This window comes from Aeromicrobium sp. S22 (assembly GCF_009661045.1).
In the GTDB taxonomy this organism is placed as follows: domain Bacteria; phylum Actinomycetota; class Actinomycetes; order Propionibacteriales; family Nocardioidaceae; genus Aeromicrobium; species Aeromicrobium yanjiei.
Genome location: NZ_WJWV01000003.1, coordinates 181,387 through 199,225, shown reverse-complemented (window position 1 = coordinate 199,225; position 17,839 = coordinate 181,387). Strand labels below are relative to the sequence as shown.

Below are 17,839 nucleotides of genomic sequence, written 5' to 3'. Positions count from 1 at the left end.
TCGCGGGTTGGGTTGCGCCAGTCGCGGGTCGGGTCAGAGCTCGGCGTGCTGGCGGATCCAGGAGTGCATCGCGATCGCGGCGGCAGCGCCCGCGTTGATCGAGCGGGTCGAGCCGAACTGGGCGATCGAGAGCGTACGCTCGCAGGCCGCGCGCGCCTCGTCGGACAGCCCCGGTCCCTCCTGGCCGAAGACGAGGACGCACTCGCGCGGCAGCGCAGCGGTCTCGATCGGCACGGAGTCCTCGACGTTGTCGATCCCGATCACGGCCAGGCCAGCGTCGTGCGCCCAGGTTGCGAGCTCGTCGACCGTCGAGTGGTGCCGCACGTGCTGATAGCGATCGGTCACCATCGCCCCTCGGCGGTTCCACCTGCGCCGTCCGACGATGTGGACCTCGGCGACGGCGAACGCATTCGCGGTGCGCACGATCGAGCCGATGTTGAAGTCGTGCTGCCAGTTCTCGATCGCGACGTGGAACGGGTGCCGGTGCTGGTCGAGATCGGCGACGACCGCCTCGAGCCGCCAGTAGCGGTAGCGATCGACGACGTTGCGGCGATCGCCCTCGCGCAGCAGCTCGGGGTCGAAGTGGTCATCCGTCGGCCACTCGCCCTCCCACGGTCCGACGCCGACCTCGAGGTCGACCGGATCGGCTCTGGGATCACTCATGCGGAGATGCCGAACTCCTCGCGGTACCCGCGGATAGCGTCGAGGTGCTCGGCGTGGCGACCGGTCTCCTCGACGTACTCGATGATCTGGTCGAATGAGATGATCGACACGACCGGCACGCCGAAGTCGCGCTCGACCTCCTGGATCGCCGAGAGGTCACCGCGTCCGCGCTCCTGCCGGTCGACCGCGACGACGATGCCCGCGACGCTCGCGTCCACCGAGTCGACGATCTCCATCACCTCGCGGATCGCCGTGCCCGCGGTGATGACGTCGTCGACGACCAGCACCCGGCCCTCGAGCGGTGACCCGACGATCAGGCCGCCCTCGCCATGGTCCTTGGCCTCCTTGCGGTTGAAGCACCACGGCACGTCGCGGTCGTGCACCTCCGACAGCTGCACCGCTGCGGCAGACGCGATCGGGATGCCCTTGTAGGCCGGGCCCATCAGCACGTCGAACTCGAGGCCGCTGTCGACGATCGCGTCGGCATAGAACCGGCCCAGGCCGGCCAGCCGAGCGCCGGTGTTGAACAGCCCTGCGTTGAAGAAGTACGGCGACGTCCGACCCGACTTGAGGGTGAACTCGCCGAAGCGCAGCACGCCGTGGTCGAGGGCGAGCTCGATGAACGCCCGCTGGAAGTCCTGCATGCCTCAGCCCGCCTTGTTCGTGGTGGAGGTCGCGGTGTTGGCCTCGGTCTTCTTGACCGTCTTGACCAGGTCGGCGACGACGACGCTCCGGTTGCGTGTGTGGAAGAGCTCCGAGCAGGTCACCATCGTCAGGACCGGCTTGGTCTGCACCTCGCCGCGGCCCTCCGGGTCGGGTACGTCCCACAGCGGCCAGGAGGTCGTGAAGTCGACCGTGATCGAGGTGCCGGAGTTGCGCAGCTTGTACGTGCTGATGGCCGTGCGGGTCTCGACCACCACCTTGTCGCCCGCCCTGAGCTTCGGGAACTTCGAGAACGGCTCGCCGTGGGTGACCCGGTGGCCGGCGATCACGAAGTTGCCGACCTTGCCCGGCTTGGCGGATTTGGGATCCCACCCGACTCCCCGTTCGAGCGCCGGCCCGTCGGTGCCCTTGACGATCGGCACCTCGAAGTCGTCGCCGAACCGCTTGACGCGCAGCAGACCGATCGCGTCGCTGTCGATGCCCTTGCCCCAGTCGACCTGGAGGGTCTGCTTGATCTGCGCCTGCTCGCGCTTGGCGACGATGTTGGTGCCGAAGTACTGCCAGCCGAACCAGCCGAGGACGGCGACACCGGCCAGGATCATGGCCAGCCCGAGCGCAGTGACGAAACGGCCCCACACCCCACGGCGGGGACGCGTGGTCGAGTGGGCGGCCGGCATGACAACAATTGTGTCACCCAGGCGGCGGGAACCCCTCAGCACCGTGACGGACCCCACCCAAGAAGCGGATGAGAAATTGACCCATTCGTGCCCGACGCCGACCCCCATCGCGTAACATGGACTGTGCAGGGTCGATGTGCCTCACAGCCGTTGGCGCCTGTTGTCGGCCCACCGTTTCACCCCCCGAGAACGGTGGGCCGACTTATGTCCTCTGCAGGTCGTCCGCAGTGCGGAACGACCGCGTGAACAGCAGCACGACGGGCACCAGGACGAGCGGGATCACGAACGCCCACCGCAGGTGATCGGCCGATGCTGCCGCGCCGATGAGCCCTCCACCGAGGATCGCCCCGAGGTAGTTGGCGATGTTCATCCGCGCGATCGCGACGTCGAGCGAGCGGGCCGGCACCGCACCGGCAAGGGCTGCGAAGGCCAGTGGCGCCAGGATCGCGAGCCCCAGACCCACGACGAAGAAGCCGATGATCGCCATCGCGGGCGCCGCCGCGGCCACGACGGTCGCCAGACCGATGACCCCCGTCACGGTCCCGATCGCGACCACGGCCGGCGCTCCGATGCGCCGCACCAGCAGGTCGCCGCCGAAGCGCGAGACCAGCGCACCTCCCTGGTACGCCCCGTACGCCAGCGGCGCCACGGACGTCGAGGCGTCGAGCGCGTCCTCGAGGTAGACGCTGCTCCAGGTGAGGATGCCGGTGTCGGAGGCGTAGAACAGCAAGATCACCAGGCCGAAGACCAGGACCGGGCGCCACGGCAGGTACAGCCCCTTGGCGGACAGCCCGGGATCGCGCTCCTGCGCGCGGACGAAGCGCGGCGCCGCGACCAGCGCGACCGCCCAGGTCACGATCGCGATCACGACCAGGGACAGCGCGAACGGCACGTCGACCCGGGCGACTCCTGCGGCGTACAGCGCGCCGAGGATGCCGCCGACCGACCACATGCCGTGGAAGCTGGCCATGATGCTGGTGCCGTAGGCGGCCTGCACCCGCACGCCCTGCATGTTCATGCCGGCGTCGACCGCGCCGACGCCCAGCCCGTAGACGACGAATGCCGCCACGACCAGCGGCAGGCTGGGCGCCGCGCCGACCAGCAGGGCACCCAGACCGATCGTCAGCAGCGCGATCCGGAACGCCGTCGCGCTCGTGCGGCGCTGCGCGATCATGCCCGCGAGCACGCTCCCGACCCCCGAGACGACAGCGACGAGCACGAGGATGCCGGTCAGGCCGCCGTCACCGATGTCGAACCGGTCCTTGAGCCGAGGGGCCTGCGTCACGATCGAGGCGAACACCAGACCCTGCAGGAAGAAACCGGCTGCGACCGCGACGCGCGTACGCCCTAGATCCGTCATCTGCGTCATCGTAGGGCCCGCGAGAGCGGTGCGTCCCGCACTAGGCTCGGGCAGATGAAGACCTCCAGCTCGCGGATCGCAGGTCTCGGCACGACGATCTTCGCCGAGATGAGCGTGCTGGCGGCGCGCACGGGTGCGGTCAACCTCGGCCAAGGGTTCCCCGACACCGACGGACCCAGCGAGGTCGTCGAGCGTGCGGTCGAGGCGTTGCGGGGTGGTCGCAACCAGTACGCACCCGGCACGGGCGTGCCCGAGCTGCGGGCCGCGATCGCCGCGCACCAGCAGCGCTTCTACGGCCTGGTCGTCGACCCGGACACCGAGGTCGCCGTCACGACAGGGGCGACCGAGGCCATCGCGTCGGCCCTCCTCGGCCTGGTCGACCCCGGCGACGAGGTCATCGCGCTCGAGCCCTACTACGACTCGTACGTCGCGATGCTCCAGATGTCCGGAGCCGTCAGGCGGCCGGTGACGCTGCGCGCCCCCGACTTCCGGCTGCCGATCGATGAGCTGCGTGCCGCCGTCACCCCGCGGACCACCGCGATCCTGCTCAACACACCGCACAACCCGACCGGGTCGGTCCTACGCCCCGAGGAGCTCGAGGCCATCGCGGCGATCGCGATCGAGCACGACCTCGTCGTCATCAGCGACGAGGTCTACGAGCACCTGACGTTCGACGGACGTCGCCACGTGCCGATCGCGACGCTGCCCGGCATGGCCGAGCGGACGCTGACGATCTCCAGCGGCGGCAAGACGTTCTCGTTCACGGGGTGGAAGATCGGCTGGGCCACCGGACCCGCGCGACTGGTGCAGGCGATGCTCGGGGCGAAGCAGTTCCTCACGTACACGTCGGGCTCTCCCCTGCAGCCTGCGATCGCCCACGCCCTCGGCGCCGAGGACGCGTACTTCACGGACTTCACGGCCCGACTCCAGTCACAGCGCGACCAGCTCTGCGAGGGCCTGCGCGAGGTGGGCCTCGAGGTGTACGTCCCCGAGGGCACGTACTTCGTCACGACCGACATCCGTCCCCTCGGCTTCGACGACGGGCTGGACTTCTGCCGCAGCCTGCCCGAGCGGGCCGGTGTTGCGGCGATCCCGCACCAGGTCTTCTACGACCCGGACACTTACTCGAGCAGCCGGGACAACCCGGGCCGTCCGCTGGTCCGCTGGGCGTTCTGCAAGCGCCCGGAGGTCCTGCGCGAGGCGATCGACCGCCTCGCCGTCCTCGGGCCGCACGCCTAGTCGTTGCCCTGCGTCCGGTCGCGGCCCTTCTTCTTCCTCGACCTCGGCTCACCCCTGTGGCTCCTGGGCGGGGTCGGCGCACCGCCGTCGTCCCCGGATCCGGCGGGCGGCGTGAGCTTCACGTGCGGCGGAAGGGCGACGGACAAGGTGACGGTGGAGCCGTCGGGGACCCGGCCGGACTTGTCGATCGCCACGACGACGCCGATGTCATCGGTCTGCACGACGTTCTTGCGCCTGACCTCGAAGCCCAGCTTCTCCAGCGCCGCCGACGCCTCGGCGTACGTCGTCCCGATCACGGTCTCAGGCGAGATGCGGACCTTGCCGGAGACGACCGACAGCGTGACCGGATCGGCTTCCCAGCCGGGCCGGCCGCCTTCGGGCGACTGCTCGACGACCTGGCCGGGAGCCTCCCCCGGCACGTCGACCCGGCGCATGTTGACGTCCATGCCGGCCTCGCGGATCTCGGCCTTCGCGTCCCGTTCGTCCATGCCGACGACGTCGGGCACGGTCTCGGGGTCCGGGGGCCACAGCCTCCTGAAGCCGAGGAAGGCGCGGCTGAGGACGACGGCCCGGACGCGATCTGCTTCGAGCGCGACGTCAGCTGCGCTGCTCGGCCGTTGCGAGGGGTCCTTGGCCGTGAGGGACTCGATGAACTGGCCGACCTCTGCCGGCATCGTGGTCGGCAACGGCGGGATGTCGTCGTTCAGATGAGCCAGCGCGGTCGCGATCTGCGAGTCGCGGCGAAATGGTGACGCGCCGGAGAGGCAGTGGTGAGCCACGACGCCCAAGGCGTAGAGATCAGAGCTCGCCGTCGCGGGCCGTCCTCCGGCCTGCTCGGGGCTCATGTACTCGACCGTGCCGACCATGACCCCGGTGTCGGTCACGGGCTCGCTGGTGACGGTCTGGGCGATGCCGAAGTCCACCAGAACGGTCCGGCCGGTGGGGGTCAGCATGATGTTGGAGGGCTTCAGGTCTCGGTGCACGACACCGACCTGGTGGGCCGCCTCGAGCCCTTCGGCGACGTGCTTCACGACGGCGAGCACCTGCTCCGCCGGGAGGGTGTGCTGCTCACGCAGCAGCTGGGAGAGGCTACGGCCCTCGATGAGCTCCATGACGATGAAGGACAGGCCGCGGGCCGATTGGTCCTGCTCGAAGTCGAAGACCTGCGCCACCCCGGGATGGTTGATCGAGGCGGCGAGGCTGGCCTCGCTTCGCATCCGGGACCTGGCGACCTCGTCGGCCAGCGCCCCGCCTCGCAGGATCTTGAGGGCCACGACGCGCCCGAGGCGCAGGTCGGTGGCCCGGTAGACGGCACCCATGCCGCCCGAGCCGATCACGTCTTCGAGCCGATAGCGCTCGTTGAGGATCTCGATCAACAGGAGTCCCGGTGCGAGACCGAGCACCCCGCCGCTCTTGGATCAAGAGCGACGGGGTTGCGGCTGTCAGACGCGCGATCCGCGACGGTTGAAGATGGTCCAACCGCCGGGGCCGACGGCGCAGCCGAGGATGATCAGGATGATGCCGAGCAGGATGCTCCCGTTGAACAGCGAGATGACCCCGTAGATGACCAGGGCAACAGCGACGATCCAGAGCAGAAATCCCATTGATTTTCCTTCCAAAGAGGACGCCGCACGGTGCGGCATCCGGGTGATTCGAGTGGTGGTCAGCGAGGCGGCACCTCGTCGCGGCGCGTGCTGCGGGAGCGCTGGCCGCTGACGATCAGGCTGAGGACGATGCCCAGGGCACCGGCAGCCATGCAGATGTAGCCGACGGTCGTCAGGTCGACGCCGTCGAGGCGGTCCTCAACCGCGAAGGCGAGAATTGCGCCGATCGCGATGAGAGCGATGGATCCACCGAAGTACATGGTCGGTCCTTTCGATTGGCCTGCCGCCGTCGACAGGTCGCCATAGCGGCGACCAGCGTGTACCCGAGCCCCCGATCCTTAATCGCACCTGAGAAAGTCGACTTGCGGTAACTGAGAGTTTCTGCTGCCAGTCCGCCTCAAAAAAAGTTGAGAATTCATCGGTACGTGGTCACGGATGAGCCGCCCGGCACGCCCCGTAAACTTTCGACATGGATGACCAACCCGGGGACTGTCCCGACGCCGTTGCCCGCTCCGCACGGTCGGGGACCCGGATCTGATGGACTACAACACCCTGCTCAACTTCGCGTTGGTCCTGCTTTTCGTCCTGATAGGTGGCGTCTTCTCCGCGACGGAGATGGCGCTGGTCTCGCTGCGTCCCAGCCAGCTGGACCGGTTGGAGCACCAGAGCTCGCGAGGGGCCAAGGTCGCGTCCCTCGCCCGCGACCCCAACACGTTCCTGGCCGCCGTCCAGATCGGCGTCACGGTCGCGGGATTCCTCTCCGCGGCGTACGGCGCCTCGACCCTTGCCCCCGACGTGGCTCCGCTGTTCACCGACCTCGGGCTGCCCCAGGGTGCGGCCGAGAACCTCGCCCTGGTGACCATGACGCTGCTGATCGCCTATCTGTCCCTCGTCCTGGGCGAGCTCGTGCCGAAGCGGTTCGCGCTGCAGAAATCGGCTGCGCTCGCGACCGCCGTCGCGCCTCCGCTGTCGCGCTTCGCGACCGTCATGAAGCCGGTGATCTGGTTCCTGTCGCTGTCGACCAATGCCGTGGTCCGGGTCCTGGGCGGGAACCCCCACGCGACCAGCGAGGAGATGTCGGAGGAGGAGCTGCGCGACCTCGTCGGCGCCCACGAGGGCCTGGAGGACGATGAGCGGCGCATCCTGGGCGGCGTGTTCGCCGCCACCGATCGCACGGTCAAGGAGGTCATGCGTCCCCGGGGATCCGTCGTGTTCCTGGCCGCGGACATGTCGTTGCCCGAGGCCGCCCGGTTCGTGCGCGAGCAGCCTCATTCGCGCTATCCGGTGACGAGGCAGTCCGTCGACGACGTCGTGGGATTCGTGCACGTCCGCGACCTGCTCGGACGCGAGCAGACCCGTGCGACCACCGTGGGTGAGATCGTCCGGGAGATCCCCAGCCTGCCCGGGACCAACCGCATCCTGCCCGCCATCTCGCAGCTGCGTCGCGACGGCGTCCACATCGCGCTGGTCGTCGACGAGTACGGCGGCACCGACGGCATCGTGACCCTCGAGGACATGGTCGAGGAGCTCGTGGGCGACATCCGGGACGAGTACGACGACCAGGGCGGCCTGCGCCAGCCGCTGCACACCGCCGGCTCGTACGACGGCGGGCTCAACATCGAGGACTTCTCGGCCGTCAGCGGGGTCCATCTGGACGACGGGCCGTACGAGACCGTCGCGGGCTACGTCATCGAGCGTCTCGGACGGATCCCGTCCGTCGGGGACGCCGTGCGCGTCGGCGACGCCACGATCACGGTGACCCAGGTCGTCGGCCGCAGGATCTCCGAGGTACGGGTCGATCTCGAGCGCCAGGACGAGGCAGGCTCCGCCGAGGTCTAGACGATGTTGCGCTCGGGGCGGCCGGCACCGGCGGCGAACCGGGAGGCGTGGAGCGGCGAGACGTCGATGAACGGCGTACGTCCGAGGTAGATGTCCCGCATGACCTCGCCGACCGCGGGTCCCATCAGGAAGCCGTGACCGGAGAACCCCGCCGCGTACAAGAAGCCCTCGACCGCGTCGGACCTGCCGATGACCGCATTGTGGTCGGGGGTCATCTCGTAGAGCCCCGCCCACCCGCTCTGGATGCCGATGTCGACCAGCGACGGGACCCGGCGCTCCATGCACTCCGCGAGGTCCTCGAGCCAGTCCGGATCGCGCGACTGGTCGAAGCCCCACGCGTCGCGGCGCTCCGGCGCGCCCATCAGCAGTCCGCGCCCCTCGCCGTGGAAGTAGAAGGACGACTCGAAGTCGATCGTGAACGGCGTCCGCGGGTCCAGGTCGGCGACGGGCTCGGTGACGACGATCTGGCGGCGCAGCGGCTCGATCGGCAGCTGCTCGCCCACCCACGCCGCGATCTGCCGGGACCACGCACCGGCGGCACACACGACCGAGGGGGTCGAGATGACGCCGGCGTCCGTCCGGACGGCGACGATCGCCGAGTCCTCGACGTCGATGCCCGTCGCGGCCGTGCCGGTGAGGATCGAGACCCCGGCCCGCCGCGCTGCCCGCGCGTAGCCGAGCACCACTGACTCGGGGGTGCAGTGGCCATCGCGCGGCGAGTACAGACCACCGACCAGGCCGTCGGTCGAGATCAGCGGCGACAGGCGTGCGGCCTCGGCGACGTCCACGGTGTGCGCGTCGAGACCGAGGGCCGTCATCAGCTCGGCATTGCGCTCGAACGACTCCAGCACCTCGTCCCCGGAGGCCAGCAGCAGGTAGCCCACCTGGTGAAGGTCGATCTCCTGGTCGAACTCGGCCGCGAACCGCTCGAACGTCTCGAGGCTGTGCTGGCCGAGGCGGATGTTGATCTCGTCCGAGAACAGGGCGCGCACACCGCCGGCGGCCTTGCAGGTCGAGCCCTCGCCGAGGGCCCCTCGCTCCAGCAGCACGACGCGCTCGACGCCCGCACGTGCCAGGTGGTACGCCGTGCTCAGCCCCATCACGCCGCCGCCGACCACGACGACGTCCGCCTCGGTGGGCACGACCTTCACGACACCCCCTGGAGCGCAGTTGAGGAGGCCAGAGTCTACGACGCGCGGCGGGTCACCGGGCCGGAGCGCGTACGTCCGCCGCGTCGTCGGCGACGGTGGGACCCTCCCGGATGCCGATGCGGTCGTGCACCCGGCGCAGCCACGCGGGTGACCACCAGTTCCACTCCCCCAGCAGTCCCATCAGCGACGGCACGAGCAGCGAGCGGACGATGAAGGCGTCCACCAGCACACCGACCGCGGTGGCGACACCGATCTGCTGGATGAACGAGATCGAGCTGGTGCTGAACGCGCCGATGGCCACTGCCAGCAGGAGTGCGGCGCTGGTCACGACGGCGCCCGTTCGCGCGAGGCCAGTCGCGACTGCTTCCTGCTCGGAGTCGGTCTTCTGGCGTTCCTCCTTGATGCGACCGAGCAGGAAGACCCCGTAGTCGGTGGACAGGGCGAACACCAGGGCGGCGGCCACGAGGAAGTCGGTGGGCTCGACGCCACCGTTGGGCGTGTAGCCGAGCAGGCCGGTCAGCCGGCCGTCCTGATAGACGAAGGTGAGCGCGCCGAGGGCGACGCCGACGGTCAGCGTGTTCATCACCACCGCCTTGACGGGCAGGATCACCGAGCCGGTCATCAGCCACAGCACCACCAGGGTGAGCGTCACCATGAGGCCGATCGCGATCGGCAGGTTGTCGCGGATGGCTGCCTGCTGGTCGACGAACTCGGCCGCCGGCCCGGCCACCAGCGCGTCCACGCCGTCGACCCGGATCTCGCGGAGGTCGGCGACCGCTTGCTGCGCGAGGGGGCCCGCCGGACGGCCTTCGGTGGGCAGCACCAGCTGCCAGGTGTCGTCGTCGAGCGAGAGCGGCTCGGTGCCAGGTTGGACGCCGCGCACCTCGCTGGCCAGCGCCGCGTACTGCGCGACCTGCTCGGGCCCGTCGCCGCGCAGCGCGACCGTTATCGGCGAGGCGGTGGCGCCGGCGTACTCCGTGGCCACCCGGTCCGACACGACTCGTGCGCTTTGATCGGTCGGCACGACGGTCTCGTCGATCGGGGACCACTCCGTGCGCAGACTCGGCACGGACAGGACCAGCATGACGACCGCGGTCGCGGCCGCGATGCGCCCGGGGCGTCGCATGACCGCGTGGGCGAACCCGTACCACCGCCCCTCTCCCCCGGCGCCCCGCGAGCGGCGGGCCAGCCGGCCACCCATGAGGGCGAAGAACATCGGCGCGACGATCAACGAGGCGACCGCCGCGACCGTTGCCACGATGGCTCCCGCCATGCCCATCGACTTGAGGAAGTTCATCGGGAACACCGTCAACGTCACGAGCGCGGCGGCGACGGTGACCGCAGAGAACCCCACCGTGCGCCCGGCGGTCTGCATCGTCACCACGATCGCCTGGCGTGACGGCCCCTGCCGGTGCAGCTCTTCGCGGTAGCGGGACAGCAGGAACAGGGTGTAGTCGATGGCCAGGCCCAGCCCGAGGCCGATCACGAGATTGAGCGCGAAGACGCTCAGTCCGTAGAGCTGGTTGACGCCGCTGAGGACGAGGAAGGTGCCGAGCACGGTGGTGATCCCGACGACCACCGGGAGCAGCGCCGCCCGTCCGCCGAACAAGACCAGCGACAGGACCACCAGCAGCGGCGTGGCGAGCAGCTCGGCTCGCCCCAGGTCCTTGCCGACGGTCTCGGTGATCTGCAGGCCCGCCACGTCCCGGCCGCCGACCGTCACGTCCTCGTCGTCGGCGAACTCCTCGACCGTCGCCTTCGCGACGTCGTCAGCGTCGGCGCCAGCCGCGAGGGTGCCCAGGACCAAGCGGCTGCTGTCGTCCGTCGAGCCGGCGCCCGGTGCCGCCTCTGCGACCCCGTCGAGGTCACTCAGTCGGTCAGTGATGTCGCCGAGCCGGGCCGCGTCCGCGTCCTCGACGAGCAGGGTCAGGCCCGGGGAGGGCGCGCGTCCTGTGGCCGACTCGAGCCGCTCGGTCGCGCGTACGGAGTCCGCGTCGTCAGGCACGAAGCCTCCCGACGAGTTGAGCGCGCCTGCCACCGGGCCGCCGAGAACACCTGCGACGAGCATGAACACGGCCAGGGTGAGCAGGCCGCGGCGCGGGTGGTCGATGATGCCCCGCAGGACCCTCATCTGAGTGCCAGTCTCATGGAGTTCTCCTGGGGACGACCGGTTGTCCTCCCGAGAATTCCACCGAAAAGACGCAATGTCTACGCTGTGTCGATTTTATTCTTCAGACGGTCGAAAATCCCGGCTGCCGTAACGTGCCCCCATGAGCTCTCCCACCCTTCCGCCCACCGGCCGACGTCGGAGCGGCACCCGTAAGGGCGACACGCGGGAGCTGACGATCCTCGACACCGCCGAGCGGCTGATCGACGAGCGAGGCTTCGAGGCGGTGACCGTCGAGGCGATCGCGACGGGCGCAGGCATCTCGCGGGGCTCCTTGTACTTCTACTTCGGGTCCAAGCAGGAGGTTCTCGTCGCCCTCATCGCACGCACCCTGGCGGCGATCCCGGCGTCCCCCTCGCACGCGACCGACAACCCGGACGTCTCGGTGAGCACGGTCGTCCGCGCCGCCCTGCTGGACACCGAGACCTCCTGGCGCGAGCACGGCCGGATCATGCAGGCCGCGGTGGAGATCGGCTGCACGGTGCCCGAGGCCCAGCAGCTGTGGCGCGAGACCCTGGAGAGCATCGCCCCCCACTTCAGCAGGCTCCTGATCCGAGCGGGCATCCCAGACGACCCGGGCCCGACCGGCGCATCCGCGCTCGCCCGCTCCTTGACGTTCATGACGGAGCGCTCGTACTACTGGTCCTACGCGTGCTCCGGGACGGAGAAGCTGCGCGAGGTCACCGACACGCTCGAGCGCATCTGGCTGAGCGTGATGCCGCAGGACGATCCCTCATCCGCGCCGAGGCCGTAGCCCCGGGCGGGCGGGGCGCGACGGCTGCTACAACGATGTGAGGGCCCAGTTCCGGTCCTCCAGCACCCGCTGCGAGACCGCCGCACCGGGAGCCAACCCCTCGAACGCGTGGGGCGCGCCGGGGTGGACGTGCAGCTCGACCGAGACTCCGCAGGCGCTGAGCAGACGGGCATAGTTGATCGTCTCGTCTCGGAAGATGTCGAGCTCCCCCACGTCCAAGTACGCGGGCGCGACTCCACTGAGATCCTTGGCCCGAGCCGGGGCCGCCAGCTCGGAGACGTCCTCAGTACCGATCGCTTCGCCCAGGAGCGCACTCCATCCGGTGAAGTTGTTGTCGTACGTCCAGGTCGCCAAGGGCTCCAATGTCGGGTCCGGGACCGTGTTGCGGTCGTCGAGCATCGGGTAGATCAACAACTGGCGTGCCAACGGCACACCGTGGTCGCGCGCCATGATCGCGGCGCCGGCAGCAGGGGCGCCGCCGCCGCTGTCACCCATGACGGCGACACGGTCAGGATCGACTCCCAGATCGTTCGCGTGCTCGTGCAGCCACACGATCGCTGCGAACACATCCCTGGTGAGGCTCGTGTCGCGAGCCTCCGGTGCGCGCCGGTACTCCACTGCGAGGAACGGCACTCCGGAGGACTCGACGTACCGGGAGATGATCGCGTCGTAGAGATCGAGGGTGCCGCACACCAACCCTCCCCCGTGGGAATAGACCACGGCGGAGCCAGGGGTCGAGCCCGCCCGGGTGTACCAGCGCAGGCTGAGCTCGTCGCCGTCCCAGGTCGTGGTCGAGTAGTTCGAAACGCTCACCGAAGGCGGGCGGGCCGCTGGCGCCACCGCGGCCATCAGCATCTCGGTGCGGGCGCGCAGCGTCTCCCAGTCCCCGCGGGCCGGCGGTGCGGGGCGACCAGCGGAAGCCGCCTGCTCCAGCACGGCTTTGATCTCGGGATCGTACGACAGAGATGTCATGGCATGAACCTCCGGTGCTCGCGGGCCAGCACTCCTGCGGCTGAGCGATCCACCCGCCGTGCTCTCGACTCCGGCGGGGCGAACTTCTTGCGACTCACGGCGAACATCTCACGCAATCTAGCCCAGATGTCTTATTCATTACAATGATGATGACCATTGGGGGCGCGAGAACCCTCACTCGTCGTCCGGCATCGCAACATCCCCCGTGCACCTGCGCGATCACACGCCTCGCGCGGGCCACGACGGACGAGTCGGGGATGAGCCGACGGAATGAGCATCGCGGCGAGCTCGCCGTTGCACCGGGGAGTCCCACGGGATTTCCAATGGCAGTAGCCATTGTTTCGCTGCAGGTCACAGACCTGCGGTGGAGCCGCCTGTCGGAATCGAACCGACGACCTTTTCATTACGAGTGAAACGCTCTACCGACTGAGCTAAGGCGGCCAAGGTCCGCCGGGGATCGCCCGTCGAACCAAGAGGAGAGTCTACCGGGTGGTCGTGGCAGCCGCGCACCACCCCGGTCACCGTAGAATCTCACCCGTGACCGACACGACGCAGGCAGAGCTCGACGAGATCCGCGCGAGCATCGACAACATCGACGCCGCCCTCATCCACGTGCTGGCCGAGCGGTTCAAGTACACCAAGCGCGTGGGTCGCCTGAAGGCCGAGCACGATCTGCCGCCCTCGGATCCGGCCCGCGAGGAGCGTCAGATCGCGCGCTTGCGGACCCTGGCGATCGACGCCGATCTCGACCCGGCGTTCGCCGAGAAGTTCCTCAACTTCATCATCGCCGAGGTCATCCGCCACCACGAGAGCGCGCGCAGCTAGCCGCGCCAAGGGGACGGATCTCTCGGCGTTCGTGCAGTCCTGGCTACCGAAACGCAGAAAGATCGGTCCCCCGCCGTGCCCGCCGGCCCGCAAGCCCGGCCCGGCTGCCGGGCGGCGGTCAGGACTCCTTGCAGACCGTGCCGTTCTTGGGCGCCTTGCCCTTGACCAGGTAGTTGTCGACGATCTTGACGATGCACTTGTTGCCCGAGACGTACGCCGTGTGGCCGTCGCCCTCACGGGTGAGCAGCACGCCGGAGTCGAGCTGGGAAGCGAGGGCCTGCGCCGACTCGTAGGGCGTCGCGGGGTCGCGGGTCGTGCCGATCACCAGGATGGGCGGAGCGCCCTTGGCATCGATGTCGGGCAACGGGTTGGTGGCCTTGATCGGCCAGTCGCTGCAGCCCAGCGCGCCCCAGCCCAACGAGGCGCCGAAGACAGGTGAGGCCTTCTCGAAGCGCGGCAGCTCGGCCTTCGTCTCGTCCACCGTCAGGCCCTTGCCGCCCGCATCGAGGCAGTTGACCGCGTAGATCACCTGGCCGCCGTTGGTGGCGTAGGAGCCGTCCTGGTTGCGCTCGAAGTAGGCGTCGGACAGGGCCATCAGCACCGAGCCGTCACCGTCGAACGCGGCCCGCAGCGCCTGCGTGAGGTAGTCCCAGGTCTGCTGGTCGTAGAGGGTGACGGCGATGCCGTAGAACGCATTGCCCTCGGTCAGCTCGCGGCCGTCGGGGAGCTTGAGCGGCTTCTGGTCGAGCTGGTCGAGCAGCGTGGCGATCTTGGCCATGCCGGCCTCGGCGTTGTCGCCGAGCGGGCAGTTCGACTGCTTCACGCAGCTCTTCACGTACGCCTCGAGGGCGCGCTGGAAGCCGGTGGTCTGGGCGAAGCTGCTGCCGACCGCGTCGAGGGTCGGGTCAACCGCACCGTCGAGCACCATGCGGCCCACCTTGTCGGGGAACAGCTCGGCGTAGACCGCGCCGAGCTGCGTGCCGTAGGACGCACCGAACCAGTCGAGCTTCTTGCGACCGAGCAGGGCCCGGACGACGTCCATGTCACGGGCCGCCTCGACCGTCGAGACGTGGGCCGCGAGCGGGCCGGAGTTGGCGAGGCAGGCCTCGCCGAGGGTCTCCGAGCTCTTGCGCAGCGCCGTGATCTCGGCGTCGTCGTCGGGATCGGGGTCGGTGGCCACGAACTTGTCGAACTCCTTGGGCGGCAGGCACTTCAGGGGCGAGCTCTCACCGACGCCACGAGGATCGACGCCCACGATGTCGTACATGTCGCGGACACTCGACCCCAGCTGCTCGACCATTCGATCGGAGAAGTCAAGGGCCGACCCGCCGGGGCCGCCGGGGTTGACGAACAGGCTGCGGGTGGCGTCCTTGCCGGGGTGGACCTTGACCCGGATGCGGGTGGTGTCACCGTCCGGCTTGACGTAGTCGATCGGCACCGTCACCCACGCGCACTCCGCGTCGCCGCACGAGCTCCAGCTCACCTTCTGGTCGTAGAACTTCTCCAGCCCCTTGGGCGCGGGCGCGTCGACCGGCTTGGGCGCCGAGAAGCTGGTGTCGTCGCGGGTCGCGAACGCGGCGTAGACCGCGATGCCGACGAGGAGGGCGAGGACGGTGGCGACCACGAGGGTCGTACGTGCACGGGTCACCGGCGAAGTCCCATCATCATGCGTTCGAGGGCGAGGAGCGGGGCCGCGTTGGCGGTCAACGACTCCCTGCACTCGACGATGGCATCGATGGCGCCGATCGTCGACTCGGGGGTCCACACCTGGGCCATCTCGGCGACGTCGGCGGCGACGTCGGCGTTGACCAGGTCGATGCCGGTCGCGCACTGGACGGTCAGGACGTCGCGGCAGAACGACAGCAGGTCGAGCAGCACCCCGTCGATCCCGTCGCGGGTCAGGCGGGTGCGGCGACGCTTCTGGTCCTTCTCCAGCGCCGACACCGCTCCGGCGAAGCCGGCCGGACGGCGGCCTCGCTCCTCCACGCCCCACGCCTGGCGCAGATCGGCCAGCTCGCGCTCGTCGGCGGCGTCGCAGAAGTCGGCCGCACGGGCCGTGGCCTCGTCACTGATGCGCTGGGCGGCGGCCATGCAGTCGCCCAGCCCGTGGATCGAGACCGGGATCGACAAGATCGCGCGACGTCGTTCGCGGGCCGAGCTGTCACGGGCCAGGCCCCGGGCCCGGCCGATGTGGCCCTGGGACGCCGCAGCGACGGCCTGCGCCATCTCGGGCTCGATGCCGTCACGCTCGACGAGCAGCCGCGCGATCGCGGCCGTGCCGGGCGTGCGCAGGACGACCGAGCGCGAACGGGACCGCAGGGTGATCATGACGTCCTCGGCCGAGGGCGCGCAGAGCATCCACACGGTGTGCTTGGACGGCTCCTCGATCGCCTTGAGCAGCGCCGCGGCGGCCTGGTCGGTCAGCCGGTCCGCGTCCTCGACGACCAGGACCTGCCAACGGCCGAGGGCTGGCCGCAGCGAGGACGCCCGGACGTACTCGCGGATGCCGTCGACACCGATCGTCAGGCCCTGGGTCGTGATGACCGTGATGTCGGGGTGGCTGCCGGCGCGGGCGCTGGTGCACGAGTGGCAGTGCCCGCAGCCGCCCTGCTCGCACTGGAGCGCAGCAGCGAACGCGAGGGCCGCGTTGGACCGGCCGGAGCCCGGCGGCCCCGTGAACAGCCACGCGTGGGTCATCGAGCGGCCCTCGCCGCCGGCCGAGGCGACCGCGGAGCGCAACGTCTCCACGACCGGCTCCTGGCCGACCAGGTCGGTCCACACGTCGGTCACGGTCATCGGTCGACCTGCTTCAGCAACGGCTCGACGGCCTCGCGGATCGTGCGGTGGATCTCGTCGGGCGTGCCGCCGCCGGTCACGACGAGGTAGTGGTCGGGGTCGGCGGCAGCCAGATCGAGGAAGTGCCGGCGCACCCGCTGGTGGAACTCGAGCGGCTCGGACTCCATGCGGTCGGCGCCCTCGAACCGGGCGTGGCCGATCGCCGGGTCGATGTCGAGCACGATTGTCAGGTGCGGCCGCAGGTTGGACGTCGCCCAGCGCGCGACGCTCTCGAGCTCGGCGAAGTCAAGGTCACGACCGGCCCCCTGATACGCGAGGGTCGAGTCGACGTAGCGGTCGGTGAGCACCACGGCCCCGGCGGCGAGCGCAGGCAGGACCACGCTGTCCACGTGCTCGGCCTTGTCGGCGGCGTAGATGAGCGCCTCGGCACGGGGCGACAGCTCGCCCGTGCCGTTGTCGAGGACGATCCCGCGCAGGATCGCACCGACCGGCGTGCCACCCGGCTCGCGGGTCAGCAGCACGTCGTGGCCGAGGCCCTCGAGCCACTCGACGAGCAGTGCGGCCTGGGTGGACTTGCCGGCGCCCTCCCCGCCTTCCAGAGCGAGGAAAACTCCGGTGTCGGTGAAGAGCGGATCCATGGGGTCGAGCCTAGTCGGCGTGGGGTGAGGGCCGGTGGACGCGGGCGACCAGCTTGTGTGGGGCGAGCAGGCAGTAGCTGTCGGTGAGCAGCTCGCCCACCTCGTCCCAGTCGGTCCACGGCCCCAGATGCACGCCCATGACGTTGCGGCCCCAGCCGAGTGCGTAGTACGGGTGCCCGGTCTCACGCAACGCGAGCAGCTCCTCGGCCGGCACGTGGAACGTCACGGCGGTCGCCTCGCCCTGGACGCCGAACGCCGTGCGCAACGTCGACGACGAGTCCGGGTCGACGGTCAGGACGTGCGCGAAGGTGCGTCCCCGCACGCGCCAGCGGACTCCGGTCCAGGCCTGCTGCTCGTACGCCTCGGGCAGCGCGAGACAGATCGACCGGACCCGGTCGAGCAGATCAGGAGGGACGTCCGCCATCCGACCACCCTAGGACCCGGCGCCGACACCCTCCTGCCGCTCGCCCGAGGTCAGCGTGATCTCTGCG

The 17,839-nt window shown here is 69.7% G+C and carries 18 protein-coding genes and 1 tRNA gene; 4 read left to right on the top strand and 15 right to left on the bottom strand.

Going from position 1 to position 17,839, the window contains the following annotated elements:
• Nucleotides 1–33: 33 nt before the first annotated feature.
• From GEV27_RS13910 to GEV27_RS13895, 4 genes are all read right to left on the bottom strand, one after another.
• Nucleotides 34–663 (bottom strand): RNA methyltransferase, encoded by a 630-nt coding sequence (locus tag GEV27_RS13910; RefSeq protein ID WP_153651486.1) that lies wholly within the window; start codon nt 661–663, stop codon nt 34–36.
• Nucleotides 660–1,307 carry an orotate phosphoribosyltransferase gene (pyrE, locus tag GEV27_RS13905; RefSeq protein WP_153651485.1) on the bottom strand — a complete coding sequence of 216 codons (648 nt, stop codon included), beginning with the start codon at nt 1,305–1,307 and terminating at the stop codon, nt 660–662. Before pyrE ends, GEV27_RS13910 begins: the two co-directional genes overlap by 4 nt.
• 3 nt (nt 1,308–1,310) lie before the next feature.
• Nucleotides 1,311–2,003, bottom strand: a complete 693-nt coding sequence (locus GEV27_RS13900; protein WP_194839937.1) for a sortase domain-bontaining protein — start codon at nt 2,001–2,003, stop codon at nt 1,311–1,313.
• A gap of 202 nt (nt 2,004–2,205) precedes the next feature.
• Nucleotides 2,206–3,363 carry an MFS transporter gene (locus GEV27_RS13895; protein ID WP_194944217.1) on the bottom strand — a complete coding sequence of 386 codons (1,158 nt, stop codon included), beginning with the start codon at nt 3,361–3,363 and terminating at the stop codon, nt 2,206–2,208.
• A gap of 54 nt (nt 3,364–3,417) precedes the next feature.
• On the opposite strand from GEV27_RS13895, the gene GEV27_RS13890 reads away from it, so the two are divergent.
• Nucleotides 3,418–4,602, top strand: coding sequence for a pyridoxal phosphate-dependent aminotransferase (locus GEV27_RS13890; protein ID WP_153934869.1), 1,185 nt, complete (start codon nt 3,418–3,420; stop codon nt 4,600–4,602).
• On the opposite strand, the gene GEV27_RS13885 is transcribed toward GEV27_RS13890, so the two are convergent.
• From GEV27_RS13885 to GEV27_RS13880, 3 genes are read right to left on the bottom strand one after another with little or no spacing between them, the layout of a single operon-like run.
• Nucleotides 4,599–6,005, bottom strand: coding sequence for a protein kinase (locus tag GEV27_RS13885; protein WP_153934868.1), 1,407 nt, complete (start codon nt 6,003–6,005; stop codon nt 4,599–4,601). The genes GEV27_RS13890 and GEV27_RS13885 overlap by 4 nt on opposite strands.
• 39 nt (nt 6,006–6,044) lie before the next feature.
• Nucleotides 6,045–6,206: a GPGG-motif small membrane protein gene (locus tag GEV27_RS17595; RefSeq protein WP_194839935.1), complete on the bottom strand. Its 162-nt coding sequence runs from the start codon at nt 6,204–6,206 to the stop codon at nt 6,045–6,047.
• A gap of 59 nt (nt 6,207–6,265) precedes the next feature.
• Complete coding sequence (locus GEV27_RS13880; protein ID WP_153651480.1) at nt 6,266–6,466, bottom strand: DUF6458 family protein; 201 nt, start codon at nt 6,464–6,466, stop codon at nt 6,266–6,268.
• A gap of 277 nt (nt 6,467–6,743) precedes the next feature.
• On the opposite strand from GEV27_RS13880, the gene GEV27_RS13875 reads away from it, so the two are divergent.
• Nucleotides 6,744–8,045, top strand: coding sequence for a hemolysin family protein (locus tag GEV27_RS13875; RefSeq protein ID WP_153651479.1), 1,302 nt, complete (start codon nt 6,744–6,746; stop codon nt 8,043–8,045).
• On the opposite strand, the gene GEV27_RS13870 is transcribed toward GEV27_RS13875, so the two are convergent.
• Together GEV27_RS13870 and GEV27_RS13865 are read right to left on the bottom strand one after the other, a co-directional pair.
• On the bottom strand, nt 8,042–9,196 hold the full coding sequence (locus GEV27_RS13870; protein WP_309222257.1) for an FAD-binding oxidoreductase: 1,155 nt from the start codon (nt 9,194–9,196) through the stop codon (nt 8,042–8,044). The genes GEV27_RS13875 and GEV27_RS13870 overlap by 4 nt on opposite strands.
• 52 nt (nt 9,197–9,248) lie before the next feature.
• Nucleotides 9,249–11,327: an MMPL family transporter gene (locus tag GEV27_RS13865; protein ID WP_153934867.1), complete on the bottom strand. Its 2,079-nt coding sequence runs from the start codon at nt 11,325–11,327 to the stop codon at nt 9,249–9,251.
• A 139-nt stretch (nt 11,328–11,466) separates the two neighbouring features.
• Between GEV27_RS13865 and GEV27_RS13860 the strand changes: the two genes are divergently transcribed.
• Nucleotides 11,467–12,117 (top strand): TetR/AcrR family transcriptional regulator, encoded by a 651-nt coding sequence (locus GEV27_RS13860; RefSeq protein ID WP_153934866.1) that lies wholly within the window; start codon nt 11,467–11,469, stop codon nt 12,115–12,117.
• A gap of 27 nt (nt 12,118–12,144) precedes the next feature.
• Here GEV27_RS13860 and GEV27_RS13855 read toward each other — a convergent pair whose 3' ends face one another.
• Together GEV27_RS13855 and GEV27_RS13850 are read right to left on the bottom strand one after the other, a co-directional pair.
• A complete protein-coding gene (locus GEV27_RS13855) occupies nt 12,145–13,089 on the bottom strand; it encodes an alpha/beta hydrolase fold domain-containing protein (RefSeq protein WP_153934865.1) in 945 nt (314 codons plus the stop codon).
• A gap of 365 nt (nt 13,090–13,454) precedes the next feature.
• Nucleotides 13,455–13,530, bottom strand: a tRNA-Thr gene (locus tag GEV27_RS13850).
• Between the two features lie 87 nt (nt 13,531–13,617).
• Between GEV27_RS13850 and GEV27_RS13845 the strand changes: the two genes are divergently transcribed.
• Complete coding sequence (locus GEV27_RS13845; RefSeq protein WP_194840008.1) at nt 13,618–13,914, top strand: chorismate mutase; 297 nt, start codon at nt 13,618–13,620, stop codon at nt 13,912–13,914.
• A 118-nt stretch (nt 13,915–14,032) separates the two neighbouring features.
• On the opposite strand, the gene GEV27_RS13840 is transcribed toward GEV27_RS13845, so the two are convergent.
• Genes GEV27_RS13840 through GEV27_RS13825 form a run of 4 tightly spaced genes read right to left on the bottom strand, consistent with a single transcriptional unit; the run spans nt 14,033 to nt 17,772 of the window.
• The gene (locus GEV27_RS13840) at nt 14,033–15,562 is read right to left on the bottom strand and encodes an alpha/beta hydrolase (RefSeq protein ID WP_309222256.1); all 1,530 of its coding nucleotides are present in this window, start codon (nt 15,560–15,562) and stop codon (nt 14,033–14,035) included.
• Nucleotides 15,559–16,710 (bottom strand): DNA polymerase III subunit delta', encoded by a 1,152-nt coding sequence (locus GEV27_RS13835; RefSeq protein WP_153651473.1) that lies wholly within the window; start codon nt 16,708–16,710, stop codon nt 15,559–15,561. Before GEV27_RS13835 ends, GEV27_RS13840 begins: the two co-directional genes overlap by 4 nt.
• On the bottom strand, nt 16,707–17,348 hold the full coding sequence (tmk, locus tag GEV27_RS13830; RefSeq protein WP_153651472.1) for a dTMP kinase: 642 nt from the start codon (nt 17,346–17,348) through the stop codon (nt 16,707–16,709). Before tmk ends, GEV27_RS13835 begins: the two co-directional genes overlap by 4 nt.
• Before the next feature lie 10 nt (nt 17,349–17,358).
• Complete coding sequence (locus tag GEV27_RS13825) at nt 17,359–17,772, bottom strand: MmcQ/YjbR family DNA-binding protein (RefSeq protein ID WP_153909564.1); 414 nt, start codon at nt 17,770–17,772, stop codon at nt 17,359–17,361.
• Nucleotides 17,773–17,839: the final 67 nt, after the last annotated feature.

Bases quoted from the DNA above. Each gene is read 5' to 3' on its own strand.
- GEV27_RS13890 (WP_153934869.1), top strand. From the start codon at position 3,418: ATGAAGACCTCCAGCTCGCGGATCGCAGGTCTCGGCACGACGATCTTC.
- GEV27_RS13875 (WP_153651479.1), top strand. From the start codon at position 6,744: ATGGACTACAACACCCTGCTCAACTTCGCGTTGGTCCTGCTTTTCGTC.
- GEV27_RS13865 (WP_153934867.1), bottom strand. From the start codon at position 11,327: ATGAGGGTCCTGCGGGGCATCATCGACCACCCGCGCCGCGGCCTGCTC.
- GEV27_RS13825 (WP_153909564.1), bottom strand. From the start codon at position 17,772: ATGGCGGACGTCCCTCCTGATCTGCTCGACCGGGTCCGGTCGATCTGT.
- GEV27_RS17595 (WP_194839935.1), bottom strand. From the start codon at position 6,206: ATGGGATTTCTGCTCTGGATCGTCGCTGTTGCCCTGGTCATCTACGGG.
- GEV27_RS13910 (WP_153651486.1), bottom strand. From the start codon at position 663: ATGAGTGATCCCAGAGCCGATCCGGTCGACCTCGAGGTCGGCGTCGGA.
- GEV27_RS13900 (WP_194839937.1), bottom strand. From the start codon at position 2,003: ATGCCGGCCGCCCACTCGACCACGCGTCCCCGCCGTGGGGTGTGGGGC.
- GEV27_RS13855 (WP_153934865.1), bottom strand. From the start codon at position 13,089: ATGACATCTCTGTCGTACGATCCCGAGATCAAAGCCGTGCTGGAGCAG.
- pyrE (WP_153651485.1), bottom strand. From the start codon at position 1,307: ATGCAGGACTTCCAGCGGGCGTTCATCGAGCTCGCCCTCGACCACGGC.
- tmk (WP_153651472.1), bottom strand. From the start codon at position 17,348: ATGGATCCGCTCTTCACCGACACCGGAGTTTTCCTCGCTCTGGAAGGC.
- GEV27_RS13880 (WP_153651480.1), bottom strand. From the start codon at position 6,466: ATGTACTTCGGTGGATCCATCGCTCTCATCGCGATCGGCGCAATTCTC.
- GEV27_RS13835 (WP_153651473.1), bottom strand. From the start codon at position 16,710: ATGACCGTGACCGACGTGTGGACCGACCTGGTCGGCCAGGAGCCGGTC.
- GEV27_RS13895 (WP_194944217.1), bottom strand. From the start codon at position 3,363: ATGACGGATCTAGGGCGTACGCGCGTCGCGGTCGCAGCCGGTTTCTTC.
- GEV27_RS13860 (WP_153934866.1), top strand. From the start codon at position 11,467: ATGAGCTCTCCCACCCTTCCGCCCACCGGCCGACGTCGGAGCGGCACC.